Here is a 17405-nt window from a genome sequence, read left to right as displayed (position 1 = left end):
CCGCGCGTGGGTGAGGATTGCGGCCATGGGATTGTCGACGGCGTTCACGGAACTGTTCGGCGTGGAGCATCCGATCGCCCTGGCGCCGATGGGCGGTTCGGCCGGTGGCGCCCTGGCGGCGGCGGTCTCGCGCGGCGGCGGGCTCGGACTGCTGGGCAGCGGTAACGGGGACCGGGAGTGGCTGGCCCGCGAACTGCCCGTCCTGGCCGGCGCGTGCGCCGGGAAACCCTGGGGCATCGGCTTCCAGACGTGGGCGATCGACGACGCCGCGATCGCGCGAGCGTTGGAGCAGAGGCCGGCGGCGGTGATGCTGTCCTTCGGCGACCCCGGTCCGTTCGCGGAGCGCGTCCGTGGCGCGGGTACGGCGTTGATCCTTCAGGTCACCGACCTGGAGGAGGCCCGCAGGGCGGTGGATCTGGGCGCGGACGTGATCGTGGCGCAAGGCACCGAGGCCGGCGGGCACGGCGCCCGGCACGGGCGGTCCACGCTGCCGTTCGTGCCCGTCGTGGCGGACCTGGCGGCGCCGGTGCCGGTGCTTGCGGCCGGCGGGATCGCCGACGGGCGCGGCGTGGCGGCCGCCCTGGCGCTGGGGGCCGCCGGAGCACTGCTCGGCACCCGCTTCCAGGCCACCACCGAGGCCCTGGTCGCCCCCGCGACAGGCCGGGCGATCGTCGAGGGCCGCGGGGAGGACACCGAGCGCAACAGGGTGCTGGACCTCGCCCGTGGTTCGCGGTGGCCGGCGAAGTACACCGCGCGCACCCTGAGCCACCCTTTCCTCGACGCATGGCGGGGCCGGGAGGACGAACTCGCGGCTGACCCGCATGCACGGCAGGCCTACCAGGACGCCGTGACACGAGGCGAGATCCCCCCGCTGCCGCAGTGGGCCGGCGAGGGCATCGACCTCATCGACGACCAGCCGTCCGCGGCCGATCTGGTCAGCACCCTGGCCGCCCAGGCGGAGGAGGCGCTGGCCCGAGCCTGCAGGCGCTGACCGCGCGATCACAGGGGAGCGGCGATCACGGCCGCTCGGCAGGTCGTGCGCCGGCGGTTGACGGCCGAAGGGCCGAAGACCGCACGTGCGGTCTTCAGCCCTTCGGCGCAGCGGTCATACCGGCTGTGACGGCGGTGGCAGAGGGTGGCAGTCGGCCTCCGCGTCACAGCACGACTTCCGAGGCGGGCTAGCGGCGGCCGGGGAAGTGGTTGCGGTCGCCGTACCAGCCGTGGTGACGGTCGTTGTACCAGCCGTGGTGCCGGTCCCAGTGCCGGCGGTTGTTGTACCAGCCGTGGTGCCAGCCGCGGTAGCGGTAACGGTCGTCGAAGTGACCGCGGCGCCGATCGTAGTCACGGCCGAACCCGACGCCCTCCACGGGGCGGCTGTGCGAGAAGCTCCTTCCGTTGTCGCGGTCGTGGTCTCCGTCGGCCAGGGCCGGCAGAGCGGCCGCGCCGACGAGGGCGCCCGAAGCCACACAGGTGGCGAGCAGGCGGAGCGCCGTACGAGAAACAGACATGAATCCCCTCACGGTCGTGCACGTCCGCCCTGGTCGGGCGGGGCGTGCGATCCGATTCCCGGCTCTGTGCCGAGGCGCCACACTGTGGCCCTCCACGACGACAGCAGATGACCAAAAGGATTCGTGTTACGAAACGCGGATATATCCGTAACTCTCCCTTGTACGGACCATCGATCCGGGGAGAGCGCGGGTCGCCGACCCGGTCCCTGCCCCGAACCACCCCGCGATCAGGAGGAAAACGGCTGACGATTCGTGGCGCTCCCGGCGGTCTCGCCGCCTCGACTCCCACGAATGGCCGAACGGCTTTCGTAACAGCGGGGGCGCCTCCTATCGGGGGACCCGTTTCGCACGGCGGCGATCCGGTCAGCCGGTGGCGAGGTGCCGGCCGGCGGGATCTGCCTGTCGGACCTGCACGTGATCGACGGCAGCATCGACTGACCCCTGGGGGAGGTCACCCCGGGCCATGAGCCGGCGGGCGCCATCGCCGAGGTGGGCGCCCGTGTTCCGTACTGGCAGCCGGGCCGGCGGGTGGTCATCGCACCGGGGAGGGCCTGCGGCGCCTGCCCGCACTGCGGGGACGCCCAGGACTGCCTGGCCCCGGACGATGCGGCAGAACTGGGACCCGGGCCTGGGCGGGGTCTTCCGCTGGGGGGATTCGTGGTGCTCATGGCCGTGTACACCGGTCTGCTCGGGTACGCCATGACGCGCTGGGTGATTCTTCGGCAGTTGACGGCGCGTCGGGCGGGTGCGGCGGCCACAGGCGGCTGAGTTCACTTGTCGTTCAGTCCGATGTTGGCTGTTGGTTGCGTCCGCACCCTCGTCGAGCCGGACAGTGAGACGGCGGGCGAGGTGGAGCAGGTCGCGGACCTCTTCCGGTTCTACGCCTCCGCTGTCCGCGCCCAGTCGGCACCGGCCGCCGGACGCCTCGTCGACGGCCATGAGAGCTGGGTGCGCTGGGAGCCCCTCGGGGTCGTGGGCGTCGTCGTGCCCTGGAACTATCCGCTGATGATGACGGCCTGGCGGTGCGCTCCGGCTCTGGCCGCCGGTAACACGGTGGTGGCCAAACCCGCCGAGACCACCCCCGACACCCTGGAACTCCTGGCCGAGCACGCCGCCGTCGCGCTGGCCGACGGAGTTCCGCAGGCGCTGGCGGCGAGCGTGTGGACCCGTGATCTGACCACGGGGCTGGAACTCGCCGGGCGGCTGAACGCGGGGGAGGCCTGGCTCAACTGCCATCTGGTGCAGACCGCGGAACTCCCGCACGGCGGCCGGGGCGCCTCGGGCCACGGCACGGACCTGAGCACCCTGGCCCTGCACGAGTACCAGCGCCCCAAGACGGTGACCGCGCGCCTGCTCCGCGGCACCTGACGGCGGCCGCCCGACGCAGGGCTCCCGAGAACCCTCCGTGCCGGTCCCGTGTGCCGGTCAGACGCCGTGCGGACTCGCCGTGGTGGCCGAGGGGGTGGGGGAGGGGGGCTGGGGGTGCTTGCTGGCGTACTGGTCCGCGGTGACGGCCAGGGACTGTGCGATCTGCCGCAGGTAGGAGATGAGCCGCTCGGTCTCCTCCTGGTCGCCGCCGGCCGCCTGCGTCTCCTGTTCCCACATCCGCTGGAGGATCGCCTCGGCCTGTGCCCTGGCGGCCCGCACCATGTTGCGGGCCTGATCGCGGGCCGCGACGACGGTTTGCTCGGCCGCCTGCTGGGCACGGGCCTGCTGAAGTACGGCGTCCACGGTCGGCACCCCGGTGGGAGAGTTGCCGTCACCGATGTTGTTCGCCCGGATCCAGTCCCGGTGGCGCTGCATGTCCGTCCGCAGTCGGTCGTTCTCCTCCGTCAGCGCTATCAGGGTCGACGCGCAGCGGCGCAGGGCGTCGTGCACCGACTCCTCGTTGTAGCCGCGACGGGTCAGGGGAGCTCGGGGGAAGGTCATCGACCGCAGCGTCTCGGGCGTCACCAGGTGCTCCTCCGGATGCGGTGCTCCTGTCTCGTTCACGTTTCTCCGATCACCGAGCTTCTTCGAAGTGCAGCAGGTCGTGCGGAATGCCCGCGTCCGCCAGATCGCGCACTGTGGCTGAGACCATGGCGGGCGAGCCGCAGACGTAGAAGGAGCATCCATTCCACGCGGCGGCGCGCAGGACCGGGCCGGCGAGGCTGCGGTTGTCGACGGTGCCGGCGTGGGCGCCGACCAGGGGCGTGACGCGAAGCCATGGGTGTGCCTGCGCCAGATGCCTCAACGCGGCCATGTCGTACAGTCCGTGGTTGTCGCGCGCCCCGACGAACAGGTCCACCCGGCGCGGGGGACCGTGCTGGGCTATCTCCTCGACCAGGGCGCGCAGTGGGGCCAGGCCGGTGCCTCCGCCGATCAGCACCAGATCCCGGCCGCCGGACGGCTGGAGTGTGAGCCTGTTGCCGACCGGGGCGCCGAGGCGCAGCACGTCGCCCTGCCGCAGCCCGTACACCAGGGCCGGGCTGAGCAGGCCGCCTTCGACGGAGCGTACGTGCAACTCGACGGTCCGGTCGGCACGCGGTGCGTTGGCAGGGGTGAACGCCCGCCAGGTGCTCGGCCGCATCGGGGCTTCCACCATCACGGACTGCCCGGCCCGGTACGCCATCGGCTGGTCCAGACGCAGAGTGAGGACCGCGACGTCGAAGCCGCGCTGCTCATGCCGTACCACCTCGGCGTTCCACCACGCCGGATTCACCGCGCCATCGGCCTCGGCGGCCTGCACCATGGTGCGGGCCACCAAGGCGTAGGCCTCGGTCCAGCCGCGCTGCAATTCCGGAGTCCACGCCTCGCCCAGGAAGTACGCCAGCGTGGCCAGCAGCGCCTGCCCCACCGCCTCGTAGTGCTGCGCCACCACCTGGAACTTGCGGTGGTCCCGGCCCAGCTGCCGCAAGTACGGAACCAGCCGGTCCGGATCGTCGGCCTCCGCGACGATCCGGCCCAGGGCGGCGACGAGCCGATCGCGCTGTGCCCCCATGGCCACCGGGAACATCGGCCGGACCTCCGGCGCGATGATGAACAGATAGGAGTAGAAGTAGCGGGGCACTTCGTCCCCCGACTTGCCGACCAGGGCGAAGGAATCTCTCAGCGCCTGTGCATCGCTCACGTCCGCCCTCCGGTGGCTGACATCAGGGTTGACTTTCGGACAATGGGGCCGGCCGGCGGCTCGTTACGAGGAGCCGCCGGCGGCGGCTCACTTCGAGGCGGCCGCGCCGGCGTCGAGCATGGTGTTGCTGATCAACCCGTAGACGGCCGCCCAGGACTCCTCGACGGCCGGTGTCCACGCATCGCCCGCGTAGTGGCGCAGGGTGGCGATCAGGCTGGCCCCCACGGCCGGGTAGTGCTCGGGCAGCACGCCGTATCCCGCGTGGCGGCGTCCCAGGTTCTCCAGCATGCCTATGAGGGTCTCGGTGTTCTCCAGGTTGGCGACCAGGGCACCCAGCGCGGCCCACAGGCGGTCGCGCTGCTCGTCGAGGTGAGCCGCGAACAGGGGGCGCACATCGGGATGGTGGGCGAACAGGTGGTCGTAGAAGTACGCGGTCACCTGCGTGCCGTGGGGCTGAACAGCCGCGAAGCTGCTCCGGATCAGTGAAAAGTCTGCAGTCATGGCGGCCGACTGTAGCCAGAGGCGCGTGGACCGAACAAGTGGAGGGCTTTCTGTAACGAGTTCGTCAAGTAGTTGTCCACAGGGGTACACAAGCGCGGCCCCGGCGGGCGTCCCGGCTCGGGGGGAGTGCCCGGCCGGCCCCTGGCCAGTGGCGTCACGTATGCTCTGCCCGCGACCCGGAAGCTGAAGTTCCCGTCTTCATAAGTTCGTTTCTGACGTGCATTCACCTGGTCGATCCACCGTGTCCGTCGCCCTGCAGGCACGATGGAAGGAACTGCGTCAGATGCAGCCGGCAAGAAGTCGCGGACGGCTCATGGCCGTCGGCGCGACTGCCATGCTTCTCGTCACCAGTCTTGTGACATCCGCTCATGCGAACCCCGACTCGGGCAAGGGTCAGGACCCCAAGCCCTCCACCCCCGTCTCCCAGGTCGCGCCCGCCCTCACCCCGGCCGACGGGGAATACCTCGAAGGCAGGAGGAAGGTCGCCGCGGAACCCGTCGCGGCCGGTGACAGCGTCACCGAACTCTCCGTGGACGACCAGCGGATCGACGCCACCAGGACGCTGGGCGTCTCCGAGCTGCGCTTCGACGTCGGGTCCAACTCGACCGAGGCCCGGTACCACAACTACGTGCTCGTCAACGGCTCCTACAAGGCCGAGATCGGCGACTTCGTCAACGAGCGGGCAACCCTCGAGGTGCCCAACGAGTACCTGGTCACCGGCGAGAACACCGTCGAGATCCACGCCGGTGCCATCGAGACCTCGTGCGGCATGAACTACGACGACTTCGTCCTCTCCGACGTCAGCCTGGAGCTGCTGGGCGAAGTCGCCGACGGCGAGGACAATCCGTACACCTTCTCCTTCGGCGACGGCAGCTGCGGCACCAACGAGACGCTGCTGAAGAAGGCGACCCTGAAGTTCTACGTCCACGGAAACCCCAAGGGCACCACGGGCCTGACCACGGACCTGGACACCACCAAGCTGGCCAACGGCAAGCACACCATCGCCGCGAAGAACGCCTCCGGCGCCACGGTCAAGCACACCGTGACGGTGAACAACGCCCCGGCCGGCGCACCCACCCTGCTGCCCAAGGACGGCACTCTGGTACGGGGCGCCCAGACGGTCACCGCCACGTCACCGGCCTCCGGTGGGGCCGGCACCGCCTCCCTCACCGTCGACGGCAAGGAGCCCAAGGCCCGCGCCACGCTCGGCACCGGCGCCGCGACCTTCTCCTTCGACGTCGGCACCAACTCGATCGAGGCCAAGTACCACAACTACCTGCTGGTCAACGGCAAGCGCATCGAGATCGGCGGCAGCTACGTCAGCGAGCGAGTGAAGATCGCGGTCCCGGCCCGGTTCCTGAAGCCCGGCGACAACACGATCAAGGTCGTGACCGGCGTCTACGCCGACAGCTGCGGCGCCAACCGCGACGACTTCGTGATCTCCGACCTCGGCCTCGAGCTCGCGGGCGCCACCGTGACCGGCCGTGACATCGAGCAGTCATACAGCATGGGCGACGGCAGCTGCGGCAGCAGCCAGACCCTGCTGCGCGACGTCGAACTGCACTACACGATCGACGCCCCGGCCGTGCACGTCGTCCCGACTCTGGGCTCGGGCACCGCGACCCTCAGCTTCAACGTGGGCAGCAACTCGATCGAGGCCCGCTACCAGAACTACCTGCTGGTCAACGGCCAGAAGGTGGTGCTCGACAGCGACTACGTCAGCGAGCGCGTCGACTTCACCTTCCCCAATGAGTACCTGGTGCCCGGCTGGAACACGATCGACTTCGTGACCGGCACGTATCAGACCTCGTGCGGCGCCAACCGGGACGACTTCACGATCAGCAACTTCGCCCTCACCCCGGCCAAGGGCAAGGCCGCCGGCCAGATGCTCAAGAGCTCCTACGGCATGGGCGACGGCAACTGCGGCAGCAACGTCAATCTGCTGACCGAGATCGACCTCGAGTTCCTGGTGGACGCGCCCGCCCAGGGCCTACGCGCCGACCTCGACACCACCGAGCTCGCGGACGGCGAGCACAAGCTGGCCGCCGCCTCGACCACCGGCGAGGTCGCCACCCGCGCCCTGTTCACCGACAATTCCGGCCCGGCGGTCACGAGCAGCGTCCCGGCCGCCGGCCAGAAGATCAACGCCGCGGTCGTGCTGGACGTCAAGCTGGAGGACGCCTCCGCCGTGGTCTCCGGCCCGGACGTCAAGCTGGACGGCAAGCCGGTCGCGCTCGGCGCCGAGGTCGGCCCCGGCCTCAAGGCCGGTGCCCACACCCTCACCGTGACCGGCACCGACGGACTCGGCAACACCGCCGCCCGGGAGATCGCCTTCACGTCCGCGGGCATCCCGGACGCCCCGGCCGACCTCTCCCCGGCGATGGGCGACACCGGCGCGCGGGGTTCCACGACCCTCTCCGCCAAGGTCGGCGAGCCCGACGGCGGCAAGGTGGAGGCGACCTTCTCCGAAGCCGAGATCCTGACGCCCAACCAGGCGTACCAGGGCACCTCGCGGGAACTGCCCACCACCCTTCAGGTGAAGGGCGAGAAGCAGGTCAGGACCGACGGGCTCCTGCCCTTCGACGGCAGGACGCTCGACGCGCCGGCCGGCCCGGACATCACCTACCAGCGGTTCGACGTCCAGGTGAAGGGCCATGTGGACACCCCGGTGCTCCGCTGGGAGGGCGTCATCGACCCCGAGCGCCTCGCCGGATTGCGGGCCTGGAACATCAGGACCCAGGCGTGGGACCTGCTCACCAGCTCCCGTGGCGCGGCCAAGGGCACGACCCGGCTCGGCGCCATCGTCGACGACCGGTACATCGACCACCAGCAGGTCCACGTCATGGTGACCGGTGAGGACCCGTTCGCCGACGACATCGAGCCCGGCGACCCCGACGCCTTCGCCGACCCGTCCACGTACGACTTCTCGATCGCCCACTTCACCGACACGCAGTACCTCTCCGAGGGCTCGGTGAAGCCGGAGGCCGCCGAGGAGCGCAAGGTCTGGGAGTCCGGCTACGCCAAGATCGTCGACTGGATCAAGGCCAACCAGAAGCAGCGGAAGATCGCGTACGCGGCGCACACGGGCGACATCATCGAGGACAACATCCGCAAGCCCGCCACCGACGCCCAACAGCAGACCGTGGTCAACGAGTTCGAGGTCACCTCCAAGCTCCAGCGCGGCCTGGACGAGGCCGGCATCCCCAACGGGGTGATCGCCGGCAACCACGACAACCAGTCGGGCACCGAGACCGGGCCGGAGTCGATCTACAACACGTACTACGGTCCCGACCGCTACCACACGGCCGCCCAGGGCTGGCAGCACGCCGAGTACGGCGGCCCGTGGAAGCCGGGCGACAACCAGAACCACTACGACCTGTTCTCGGCCGGCGGGCTGGACTTCGTGGTAGTGGGCCTGTCGTACGGGGTGACGCGGGAGGAGGCCGAGTGGGCCGACTCCGTCTTCAAGAAGTACCCGGACCGCAACGGCATCCTGCTCTCCCACGACTACCTGGTGCCCAGCGAGAACTCCGACGGCCGCGGCGCAGGATTCTCCGCCCCCGACGGCTCGATGCTCTACAAGACCGTGGTGGAGAAGAACCCCAACGTCTTCCTCATCCTCGCCGGACACGAACACGGCGTCGGCACCAATGTCAAGCCGAAGGTGGGCCAGGTCGGCAAGGGCGTCGTCGAGCTGCTGGCCGACTACCAGTTCTACACGGTCCGCGCCGACCGCCTGGGCCTCACCGGCATCGGCGGCCACAAGCCGGACGACGAGCTCCAGTTCGGCGCGAGCTTCCTGCGGCTGCTCCAGTTCAACGTGGCCCGGTCCGAGATGACCGTCAACACGTACTCCCCGCTGCTGGACGACTTCGGCGCCACCGAGTTCGACCCCCGGCACCGGTACGACGGCCGGGAGGACAACATGATCCTTCCCGTCGATCTCACCACCCGCACGACCAGCTTCAAGACGGACTCGCTGGCGCTCTACAAGCCGAAGCAGATCATCGGCAGGAGCACCGTGGCGTCGGGTCAGGTCGCCTCGGTGAAGTGGGACGACCTCAAGGACAGCACCGCCTACGCCTGGTTCGTGACGGCGCGCTCCTCCGGCGGCGGTGTGACCGCCTCCGAGCCGAGCGTCTTCGTCACCAGGGACACCAACAGCCGTCCCGGCAAGCTGAGCGACAGCTCGCCGCTGTCGGCCTGGTTCGACCGCCGGTGACGTACCACCGCCGGTGACGTCCGACCGTATGTGACACCCGGCCGCCCCGGACCCCGGTCCGGGGCGGCCCTCCTCCCGCATTGGAGACACCAGACCATGCGCCGGCTGTTCGCCCTCCCCCTGCTCCTGCTCTTCCTCCTCATGGGAAGCACCCCGGCCTCGGCGCACGACGCCACCACGAAGGCCCACGCCCGGCTGACCGGCAACGGCACGGACGTCACGGCCGAACTCGAACTCGAATACGACCTCCTCATGAAGTCGGCCTGGCTCTACGCCGAGGCCTACGAGGCCAAGGAACGCACCGAGCAGCTCCACCAGCTCCGGACCAACCACGACGCGGTGACCGAGTACGTCACCGAGAGGTTCGCCGTGGCCTACGACGACAAGCCCTGCGCACCGTCCACAGTGGGCGACGGAGACATCCGCATGCGAGGCGGCAAGGCCTTCGCGCTGCTGACCCTCGCCTACGACTGCACAGGCGGGAGCGGAGGCGAGCACGCCGTCTCCAGCGCGCTCTTCCCCGACCAGGAGACCTTCGTCCACAGCACGGAGACCCTGGTCACCTATGACCTCGACGGCACAGAGGGCTCGGCGGTCCTCTCCGCCGGCGACCCGACGCTGCACACCGCCCAGCAGCAGGCAGCCCACCAGGTGGGGGAGTTCCTCCTGCTCGGCACCGAGCATCTGCTGTTCGGCCTCGACCACGTCCTCTTCCTGACCGCCCTGCTCATGGGCGCACTCCGGCTGCGCGACGTCGTCGTCACCGCCACCGCCTTCACCGCCGCCCACAGCGTCACGTTCCTGCTGGCGGCGCTCGGTGTGGTGGACGTGCCCGGCGCCCTCGTCGAGCCGGTCATCGCGGCGACGATCATCGTCGTGGCGGCCGCCAACCTCCTCGGGAAGGGCGAGGACAGGTTCGGCAAGTGGCGGCTTCCGGTGGTCTTCGCCTTCGGTCTGATCCACGGGCTGGGCTTCGCCGGCGCGCTCGACATCCGCGAGCCGGGATCGTGGGGGCTGCTGCTGTCACTGCTGACCTTCAACCTCGGCATCGAGGCCGCCCAACTGGGCCTCATCGCCGTCCTCTTCCCCTTGCTGACCCTGGCCCGCCGGACATCCGCGGCCCGCTGGATCGCGGTCACGCTGACGACAGCCATCGTGACGATCAGCCTCTACTGGTTCCTGGACCGCATCTGGGGCGCCGCCGGTCCGATGGGCTCCGCCTGAAGTCTTGGAGAACCCTTCGGGTCGGCCCGGTGAGCATCGTGGCAACTTCGGCTTACCTACCTGCGCTTTTGTGGCGGGGGGCGGTCGCGAGGGACGTAACGTGAGGCGTCCGTGATCGTTCAGCAGTGCTTCTTCGTCAGGAGGGTTGGGTGCCGATGCGTGAGGCGCAGGGCACGTTGTCCATACGTGTACCGGAGGTCGCGGCCGGGACCGGCCGACCGCCACGGCCCACCCGGCCGCGCGGGCCCGCCACCTCGGTACGGACCGGCCCCCGCTTGTACGCCATCGACGCCATCCGCCTGCTCGCCGCCCTGATGGTCGCCGTGCACCACTACGCGGGCACGCGCCGGGTCAACCAGCCGGACAACGCGATATGGGACCGCCCGGTCTCCGAGATCATGCCGACGGTGTTCCACTTCGCGACGTACGGCTGGATCGGCGTCGAGATCTTCTTCGTGATCAGTGGCTTCGTGATCTGCATGTCGTGCTGGGGCCGCACCCCTCGCCAGTTCTTCGTCTCGCGCGTGATCCGGCTCTACCCGGCGTACTGGTTCGCGATCGTGTTCACGACGGCCGTGCTGGCGGCCCTGCCGGGCGTCTGGGAACGCTTGCGGCCGCGTGACGTCCTGCTCAACCTCACGATGCTCCAGTCCGGTTCGGGCGTGCAGAACGTCGACGGCGTGTACTGGACCCTGTGGGCGGAACTCCGCTTCTACCTGCTCTTCCTGCTGGTGGTGGTCACCGGCCTGACCTATCGCAAGGTCGTCGTCTTCTGCTGTGTGTGGGGTGCCGCCGCGATGCTGGCGCCGGTGGCTTCGTTCCCGCTCCTCGATCTGCTCGCCGGTCCCGACGCCGCCTGGTACTTCATCGCAGGCCTGGCGCTCTACCTCATGCACCGCTTCGGTCAGGACCTGCTCCTGTGGTGCATCCTTGCCATGTCGTGGCTCATGGGCCAGCGGGAGCTGGGGCAGCGCATCGACGAGGTCGAGCATGTCTCCAACTGGTGGGGCGCGGTGCTCCTCTACACCGTGTTCCTGCTCGTCATGATCGCCATCGCCCTCGGTCTGACCGACCGCATCCGCTGGAAGTGGCTGGTCACGGCTGGGAGCCTGACCTACCCGCTCTACCTGATGCACTACGCGGCCGGTACGACGCTGATCAACCGCCTGCGGGACACGATGGACGCCCGGCTGCTGGTGGCCTCGCTGCTCGCCTGCTTCCTGGTGCTGAGCTATCTGGTCCACCGCTGCGTGGAACGGCCCCTGGCAGGAGCGCTGAAACGGGGCCTGGACACCTCGTTCGCCCGGATGCGGAATGCGGGACGCGCCGACCGGGAGTGACACCATCGGAAGCCGGTCGCGCCCGAAAGTCGGCGGGGGCTGGTACGGGGGACCGCGAGTGTCAGGTTCCAGACATGCCGGTTTCTGACAGTAACAACCGTTCAAAAATTGGTAGTTGGCCTTACAGACTGGGCGGCGCCCGCGGATGCCCCACCGGGCACCCTCGAAAGGAGCCCCCGTGAAAAAGGCCCTCTCCGTGGCGGCGAGCATGGCAGTCGCCGCGACCTGTGCTTTTGGCATGGCGCTTCCCGCGCACGCCGCCGATACGACAGGGACCACGACCGTCGCGAGCCGGTCGCTGCAGTCGGCCGTCGACACCTCGGCAATGGCCCCGCAGACCAAGGCGCTTGTTGACCGGATTCTGGCCAAGCTGCCCGCCGACTGGGAGTCCCGCGTCAATGCGGCCCGTGCCAAGTACGGCCTGAACGAGTCGCAGTGGAGCGAGATCCGCGACAGTGCGATCAACCCCGGCGACTACCAGTGCCAGCGCACCGAACTGACGACGTACGCCAACACCCTCCTCAACGGCGTCCAGGACCCGTTCACCCTCCTGATTCTCCAGCTCTTCGGCGGCTTCGACTTCCCTACCTACGACGCGCTGGTCTTCGGCTCCGAGTCGAAGGCGAACACCTTCGGCGTCAACGGCGAGTACACCCAGAAGCTCACCGCCGAGATGAAGAACCTCAAGCGCTTCTGGGACATCGACTCGGCGGGCATCGAGCTGATTCCCATGCACGGAGCCGACGTCTACTCCAGCCCCGAGCGGCTCGCGCGCACGCTCTCCGTGCTGTACGGCGGGACGGCCGAGGACAACCTCGACCTGGCCGAGCTGTTCATCGAGCTGGTCGACTCGGAACCCGTACTTCAGGGTGGCGCGAACCCGATCTTCACGTTCAACGCCTTCGCCTACAGCGAGGTGGACGATCCGGATCCCCTCGGCATCTCCGACCGGATCATCATGGGTGACGGCATCATCCAGGGCATGACCGAGGTGGGTCTGGGCGACGTCGCGCCCCGGGCCATCGTGGGCCACGAGTTCGGCCACCACGTGCAGTACCAGAACAACCTCTTCGAGAGCGACCTGGCAGGCCCGGAGGCCACCCGCCGTACCGAGCTCATGGCCGACGCGTTCGGGACGTACTACCTGACCCACGCCCGCGGCGAGGCGCTGAACGCCGCCCGTCTCCTCAAGTCCGAGAAGTCGTTCTACCAGGTCGGCGACTGCAGCTTCACCAGCTCGGGCCACCACGGCACGCCGAACCAGCGCCTTGCCTCGTCCAGTTGGGCGGCGGGCGTGGCCAACGACGCGGCGAACCAGGGGCACGTCCTGCCCGCGCTCAAGCTGGACGAGCTGTTCGAGGCCAAGCTCCCCGACCTGGTCAAGCCGGACGCCCGCTGACGACCGCGTTCCCACGGAGGGGCGTTGACCGCCTGAGCGGCTGAAGACCCGCGCGGGGCGGGCCGGATCAGACACCGGCCCGCCCCGCGCGCCCATCGCACGGGTCCGACCGGGGCCGTGGTTCAGAGCCAGCCCCGGCGGCTGGCCTGGACACCGAGCTGGAACCGGGTCTTGGCGCCCAGCATCTCCTGGAGGCGGGCGATGCGCCGGGCGACGGTCCGCTCACTCACCCCCAGCTCACGGGCGATCGACTCGTCGGTCAGCCCGGTACTGAGGTAACTCAGGAGCTGGCGGCTCTCGTTCATCGGACTGGCCTCGCTCCCGACGACCTCACCGGCCGGCGGGAGCGGAACGGCCACCCGCCAGTACGACTCGAAGACGCCGATCAACCCGTCCAACAGCCCCGACGGCTGGACGACGACGCTGTGGTGACCGGTGCGGTCCGGCGCGGTCACGGACACCACGGCGAAGCGGTCGTCGCAGACCAGGAGGTTCAGCGCGACGTCGGGGAAGACCCGGGCCTGCTCCCCGTGGTCGACACACGTGTGCGCCACCTCCAGCGCCTTGGGGTCCTGGAGGATGTTGGCGCTGTACACCACCCGGTAGGCGATCCCGCGGCCCAGCGCGTTCAACGTTCCGGGCCCGACCTCCGGCACCCGATCGCCCCCGCCCACCGGCCCTATCGACAGTGCGCGCACCTCCGCCAACGCCTCGCTGTGGACCCGCTGTTGAACCGCCTCGGGTCTGCCGGAGGTGTCGACGACCTCGACATAGCTCGAACCCGCGGTGTGGTCGAGCCAGAACCGCGACAGCACCGTCGCGCTCTCGTAGGCGATCCGGGCCTCGCGCGCGCGTCGCTCGGCGACGGCCTCCAGCATCGCGCGAGGCGGCTGGGCGATCAGCCTGCCGTCCGTGCGCGACACCAGGCCGATCTCAACGAGTTCGGTCACCGAGTACTGGAGGCTTTCGAGAGGCGACCCGACCAACGTCGGCCGCTCGGTGAGTTCGAGCAAGGTCTGCGGACCCTGTTCGACGAGCACGAGATAGACGGCCTCCGACGTCGCGGAGAGCCCGAGAGCCTGCAACGGGCGCAGTTCGCGCATGTGTCCCCCCAACCCCGGCGGCGCTGAACGCACCACCACCACTGACTCCATTCGTACGGTGACTGTCCGATTACAGAAGAGCGCCAGACTAGCAGCACGTGATCATGCGGATGCCGGTGTCCTGCACGTCATTCCGGCCCCGTACCGCCGCCGGTCGCGCCGGCCGAACGCGTTGACCCCGGCCTGGGGGCGGTACGCACGGAGATGCCGTCTGTATGGTCGGGGTCATGGCCACCGATGACGATGCTCTTCTCGCGGAACAGATGGCCTATTACAGGGCCGGTGCGACCCAGTACGACAGACCGTATGCGGAACGCGAGGAACTGCGGGAGCTGCTGTCCGCCGCCGATGGGCTCCCGATTGCTGGAGACGTGCTGGAACTGGCTTGCGGAACGGGCCAGTGGACCTCGGTGCTCGCAGCACGGGCGCGGTCGGTGACGGCTGTCGACGCGGCAGCCGAGGTGTTGGACATCGCACGGACGCGAGCCGTGTCCGACAACGTCCGGTTCGTGCAGGCCGATCTGTTCGAATGGCAGCCGCCGCGACGCTACGAGACGGTGTTCTTCGCCTTCTGGTTGTCCCATGTCCCGCCGACGCGATTGGCCGACTTCTGGAACTTCGTCGCGGCAGCGCTCACGCCGGGCGGCAGGGCGATCTTCATCGACGACGGCCCGGCGGGGGCTGCGGAGGAGGAGGTCCTCGCGGGTAACACGGTCCCCGCGGCGATGCGCCGGCTCGACGACGGCAGCCGGTACCGCATCGTGAAGGTGTTCCACGACGCCCGCACCCTCACGGACGACCTCACCGCGCTGGGATGGTCGGTTCGCATCCGGACCGTCGCCGCGAATTTCATCGGGATCGCGGAACCGCCGGCCGCCACGTCGTGATGCGACTGGGCTGATGGCCTTGCGGTGACGTGGGACTGGTGAACCAAGTCGCGTTCATCCACGCTGCGTTGGACTCGCTCGTGCGGCAGGGCTCTCGGTGTCGTCCGCCGGCTGGTACGCCACATCCGTGCTGCGCACCCGTCACCCCGCCCGGAAGCGCACTCCATTTCAGGGCGTCGGCCGTGTCCGGACACTCAGGGCCTCGATGGACCAGTCGAACAGCGGCGCCAGGCTCTCCGGGGGCGGCCAGCCGTTGACCATCGCGAGCAACTGGAGGTAGCGATCTCTGCGGGGGTCGTTGATGTTCTCCAGCCGTGTCGCCAGTCGGCGGCGCAGCCCGATGTCGTCGGGGTGGCCGAGTACGTGTGCGTAGTGGGCCGTGAGTGCCGCGACGATCGGATCGGCCTGGGGTGAGGTCGGATCGACATGGGTGGCCAGGGCCGGGCCGACCAGGTCACGGACGGTTGCGGCAATGTCGCGGCGTGGACCCATCGTGTCGCCTCGAGCCTGCTCGGTTGCGTGGTCCTCGGCCATCCGCCGCACTCCGGTGCGGAAATCCGGATCCCGGGACAGCTCGGCCAGCTCCATCCACGCCTGGACTTGCTCGGCGTCGGGGTCGGCGGGCAACTCGGGGGTCATCGAGCGCATGACGCCGGCGAATGCGGGGGTGGCATCGAGACCGCCGAAGACGGCCTCGAGGAAGTCATCGATCAGACGTCGGCGCTCGTCCTCTGAATGCTGGGCCAGTTGGTGCATGAGTTCCGTCTCCTCGGGGGTGGACCCGCGCTCGGCCACCGCTGTCAGCACCGCGCGCCGCAGGCTCAGTACGCGGATCTGCACCGCCAGCGCTTCGGCGTGCGCCGCGGCGACCTCGCGCAATGAGAGCTCCCGGTCCACGACCTTGCGGATCGTGGGAAGATCCAGTCCCAGCTCGCGCAGGGTCCGTACGAGGTCCAGGCGTGCTATGGCATCAGCGTTGTAGCGGCGGTAGCCGGCCGGGCTGCGGTCCGTCGGCGCCACGATTCCGCGATCGGAGTAGAACCGAATGGTTTTGACCGTGAGACCGGTCCGCCGAGCGAGCTCGCCGATCGTGTAGAGCGTGTCGCCGTTCATGCCCCCCACCTTTGACTCTCCCCCTACAGGAGACTCAAGCCCTGTGACGGCACCACGCGCAAGCAACCGTCCAAGGCCCGCACCGTGACCAAGAGGGTCCCATGCGGGCCCTTCCTGGCGCGCTCGCCCAACTGGCCCCGCAGGAAGGGGACCTTCAGCCCAACGGTCGTAGCCTTTCGGCATCCGGCGGTGCGCGGCGTCCGCGACGAGAGTGAGGAGCGTAGGGACAAGGAACGGACACTCGCGAAGGGATCACTGCCATGGCCGTGGACGAGCACCCGCACCGGAACCTGGGCATCCATCTGCCGGCCTTCCGCCGCAACCGGACCGCCTCCGCGTCCGCCGCGTCGGCACAGCTCGACACGCACACCGCCGCTCAGGCGTACGCCCTCGCATCCCTGCGCATCCTGACCGGTTTCGTCTTCCTGTGGGCGTTCCTGGACAAGGTCCTCGGCCTCGGTTACGCGACCGCGTCCGGCAGGGGCTGGATCGACGGCGGATCGCCGACGAAGGGCTTCCTCAGCTCCGTCGCCGTCGGGCCGATGGAGTCGACGTTCCACTCGTGGGCCGGTCAGACGTGGGCGGACTGGCTGTTCATGCTGGGCCTGCTCGCCATCGGCGTGGCCGTCATGACCGGTGTGGCGCTGCGGCCGGCCGCCCTGGCGGGCACGGCGATGATGGCGCTGATGTGGATGGCCGAGTGGCCTCCGGCCAAGCATCTGTCGAACGGAGCCCCAAGCATGTCGACGAATCCGTTCGCCGACTACCACCTGATCTACGCCGTCGCCCTGGTCGCCGTGGCGGCAGCGGGCGCGGGCGCCACCTGGGGCCTGGGCCGTCCGTGGGCGCGGCTGCCGATCGTCCGCGACCACACCTGGCTGCGCTGAAGCACCCACAGCGCGATCGCACCAGAGCGCGACCACTCCACAGCGCGATCGCCGCACAGCGCGACGGCCCGGCACCACGCGGGCCGTCGCGCCAACCCCCGCCGCGGATCTT

15 protein-coding genes are annotated in these 17405 nt (G+C 69.5%); 9 read left to right on the top strand and 6 right to left on the bottom strand.

The window, feature by feature from the left end; genetic code table 11:
• The first annotated feature begins 25 nt into the window (after positions 1 to 25).
• Entirely contained in the window at positions 26 to 991 is a 966-nt protein-coding gene (locus tag ACWEK3_RS07710; RefSeq protein ID WP_450541438.1) for an NAD(P)H-dependent flavin oxidoreductase, read from the top strand.
• 187 nt (positions 992 to 1178) lie between these two features.
• Here ACWEK3_RS07710 and ACWEK3_RS07705 read toward each other — a convergent pair whose 3' ends face one another.
• A complete protein-coding gene (locus tag ACWEK3_RS07705) occupies positions 1179 to 1508 on the bottom strand; it encodes a hypothetical protein (protein WP_450541439.1) in 330 nt (109 codons plus the stop codon).
• A 441-nt stretch (positions 1509 to 1949) separates the two neighbouring features.
• Between ACWEK3_RS07705 and ACWEK3_RS07700 the strand changes: the two genes are divergently transcribed.
• Both ACWEK3_RS07700 and ACWEK3_RS07695 read left to right on the top strand, forming a co-directional pair.
• Positions 1950 to 2276, top strand: a complete 327-nt coding sequence (locus tag ACWEK3_RS07700; protein ID WP_450541499.1) for an alcohol dehydrogenase catalytic domain-containing protein — start codon at positions 1950 to 1952, stop codon at positions 2274 to 2276.
• 21 nt (positions 2277 to 2297) lie between these two features.
• Positions 2298 to 2876, top strand: coding sequence for an aldehyde dehydrogenase family protein (locus ACWEK3_RS07695; protein WP_450541440.1), 579 nt, complete (start codon positions 2298 to 2300; stop codon positions 2874 to 2876).
• A 57-nt stretch (positions 2877 to 2933) separates the two neighbouring features.
• On the opposite strand, the gene ACWEK3_RS07690 is transcribed toward ACWEK3_RS07695, so the two are convergent.
• The 3 genes from ACWEK3_RS07690 to ACWEK3_RS07680 form a co-directional block, all read right to left on the bottom strand.
• The gene (locus tag ACWEK3_RS07690; protein ID WP_450541441.1) at positions 2934 to 3500 is read right to left on the bottom strand and encodes a DivIVA domain-containing protein; all 567 of its coding nucleotides are present in this window, start codon (positions 3498 to 3500) and stop codon (positions 2934 to 2936) included.
• Positions 3501 to 3510: 10 nt separating this feature from the next.
• Positions 3511 to 4617, bottom strand: coding sequence for a globin domain-containing protein (locus ACWEK3_RS07685; protein WP_450541443.1), 1107 nt, complete (start codon positions 4615 to 4617; stop codon positions 3511 to 3513).
• A gap of 87 nt (positions 4618 to 4704) precedes the next feature.
• Positions 4705 to 5118: a globin domain-containing protein gene (locus ACWEK3_RS07680; RefSeq protein WP_450541445.1), complete on the bottom strand. Its 414-nt coding sequence runs from the start codon at positions 5116 to 5118 to the stop codon at positions 4705 to 4707.
• A 355-nt stretch (positions 5119 to 5473) separates the two neighbouring features.
• Between ACWEK3_RS07680 and ACWEK3_RS07675 the strand changes: the two genes are divergently transcribed.
• The 4 genes from ACWEK3_RS07675 (at position 5474) to ACWEK3_RS07660 (ending at position 13303) form a co-directional block, all read left to right on the top strand.
• Positions 5474 to 9340 carry a metallophosphoesterase gene (locus tag ACWEK3_RS07675; protein WP_453249176.1) on the top strand — a complete coding sequence of 1289 codons (3867 nt, stop codon included), beginning with the start codon at positions 5474 to 5476 and terminating at the stop codon, positions 9338 to 9340.
• A gap of 96 nt (positions 9341 to 9436) precedes the next feature.
• Positions 9437 to 10564, top strand: a complete 1128-nt coding sequence (locus ACWEK3_RS07670; protein ID WP_453249175.1) for a HupE/UreJ family protein — start codon at positions 9437 to 9439, stop codon at positions 10562 to 10564.
• A gap of 155 nt (positions 10565 to 10719) precedes the next feature.
• Positions 10720 to 11904 (top strand): acyltransferase family protein, encoded by a 1185-nt coding sequence (locus ACWEK3_RS07665; RefSeq protein ID WP_453249186.1) that lies wholly within the window; start codon positions 10720 to 10722, stop codon positions 11902 to 11904.
• Between the two features lie 178 nt (positions 11905 to 12082).
• Positions 12083 to 13303, top strand: coding sequence for a hypothetical protein (locus ACWEK3_RS07660; protein WP_450541449.1), 1221 nt, complete (start codon positions 12083 to 12085; stop codon positions 13301 to 13303).
• A 122-nt stretch (positions 13304 to 13425) separates the two neighbouring features.
• On the opposite strand, the gene ACWEK3_RS07655 is transcribed toward ACWEK3_RS07660, so the two are convergent.
• Positions 13426 to 14406, bottom strand: a complete 981-nt coding sequence (locus tag ACWEK3_RS07655) for a helix-turn-helix transcriptional regulator (protein ID WP_450541451.1) — start codon at positions 14404 to 14406, stop codon at positions 13426 to 13428.
• Between the two features lie 227 nt (positions 14407 to 14633).
• Here ACWEK3_RS07655 and ACWEK3_RS07650 point away from each other — a divergent pair, with 227 nt between their 5' ends.
• Positions 14634 to 15293, top strand: a complete 660-nt coding sequence (locus tag ACWEK3_RS07650; RefSeq protein ID WP_450541453.1) for a class I SAM-dependent methyltransferase — start codon at positions 14634 to 14636, stop codon at positions 15291 to 15293.
• Between the two features lie 168 nt (positions 15294 to 15461).
• Here ACWEK3_RS07650 and ACWEK3_RS07645 read toward each other — a convergent pair whose 3' ends face one another.
• Entirely contained in the window at positions 15462 to 16406 is a 945-nt protein-coding gene (locus ACWEK3_RS07645) for a MerR family transcriptional regulator (RefSeq protein ID WP_453249174.1), read from the bottom strand.
• Positions 16407 to 16666: 260 nt separating this feature from the next.
• On the opposite strand from ACWEK3_RS07645, the gene ACWEK3_RS07640 reads away from it, so the two are divergent.
• A complete protein-coding gene (locus ACWEK3_RS07640; protein WP_450541455.1) occupies positions 16667 to 17293 on the top strand; it encodes a hypothetical protein in 627 nt (208 codons plus the stop codon).
• Positions 17294 to 17405 lie beyond the last annotated feature (112 nt).

The organism is Streptomyces sp. NPDC004721 (assembly GCF_053601495.1).
The sequence above is the reverse complement of the archived record's forward strand: the minus strand, read 5'-3'. Positions and strand labels throughout refer to the sequence as shown.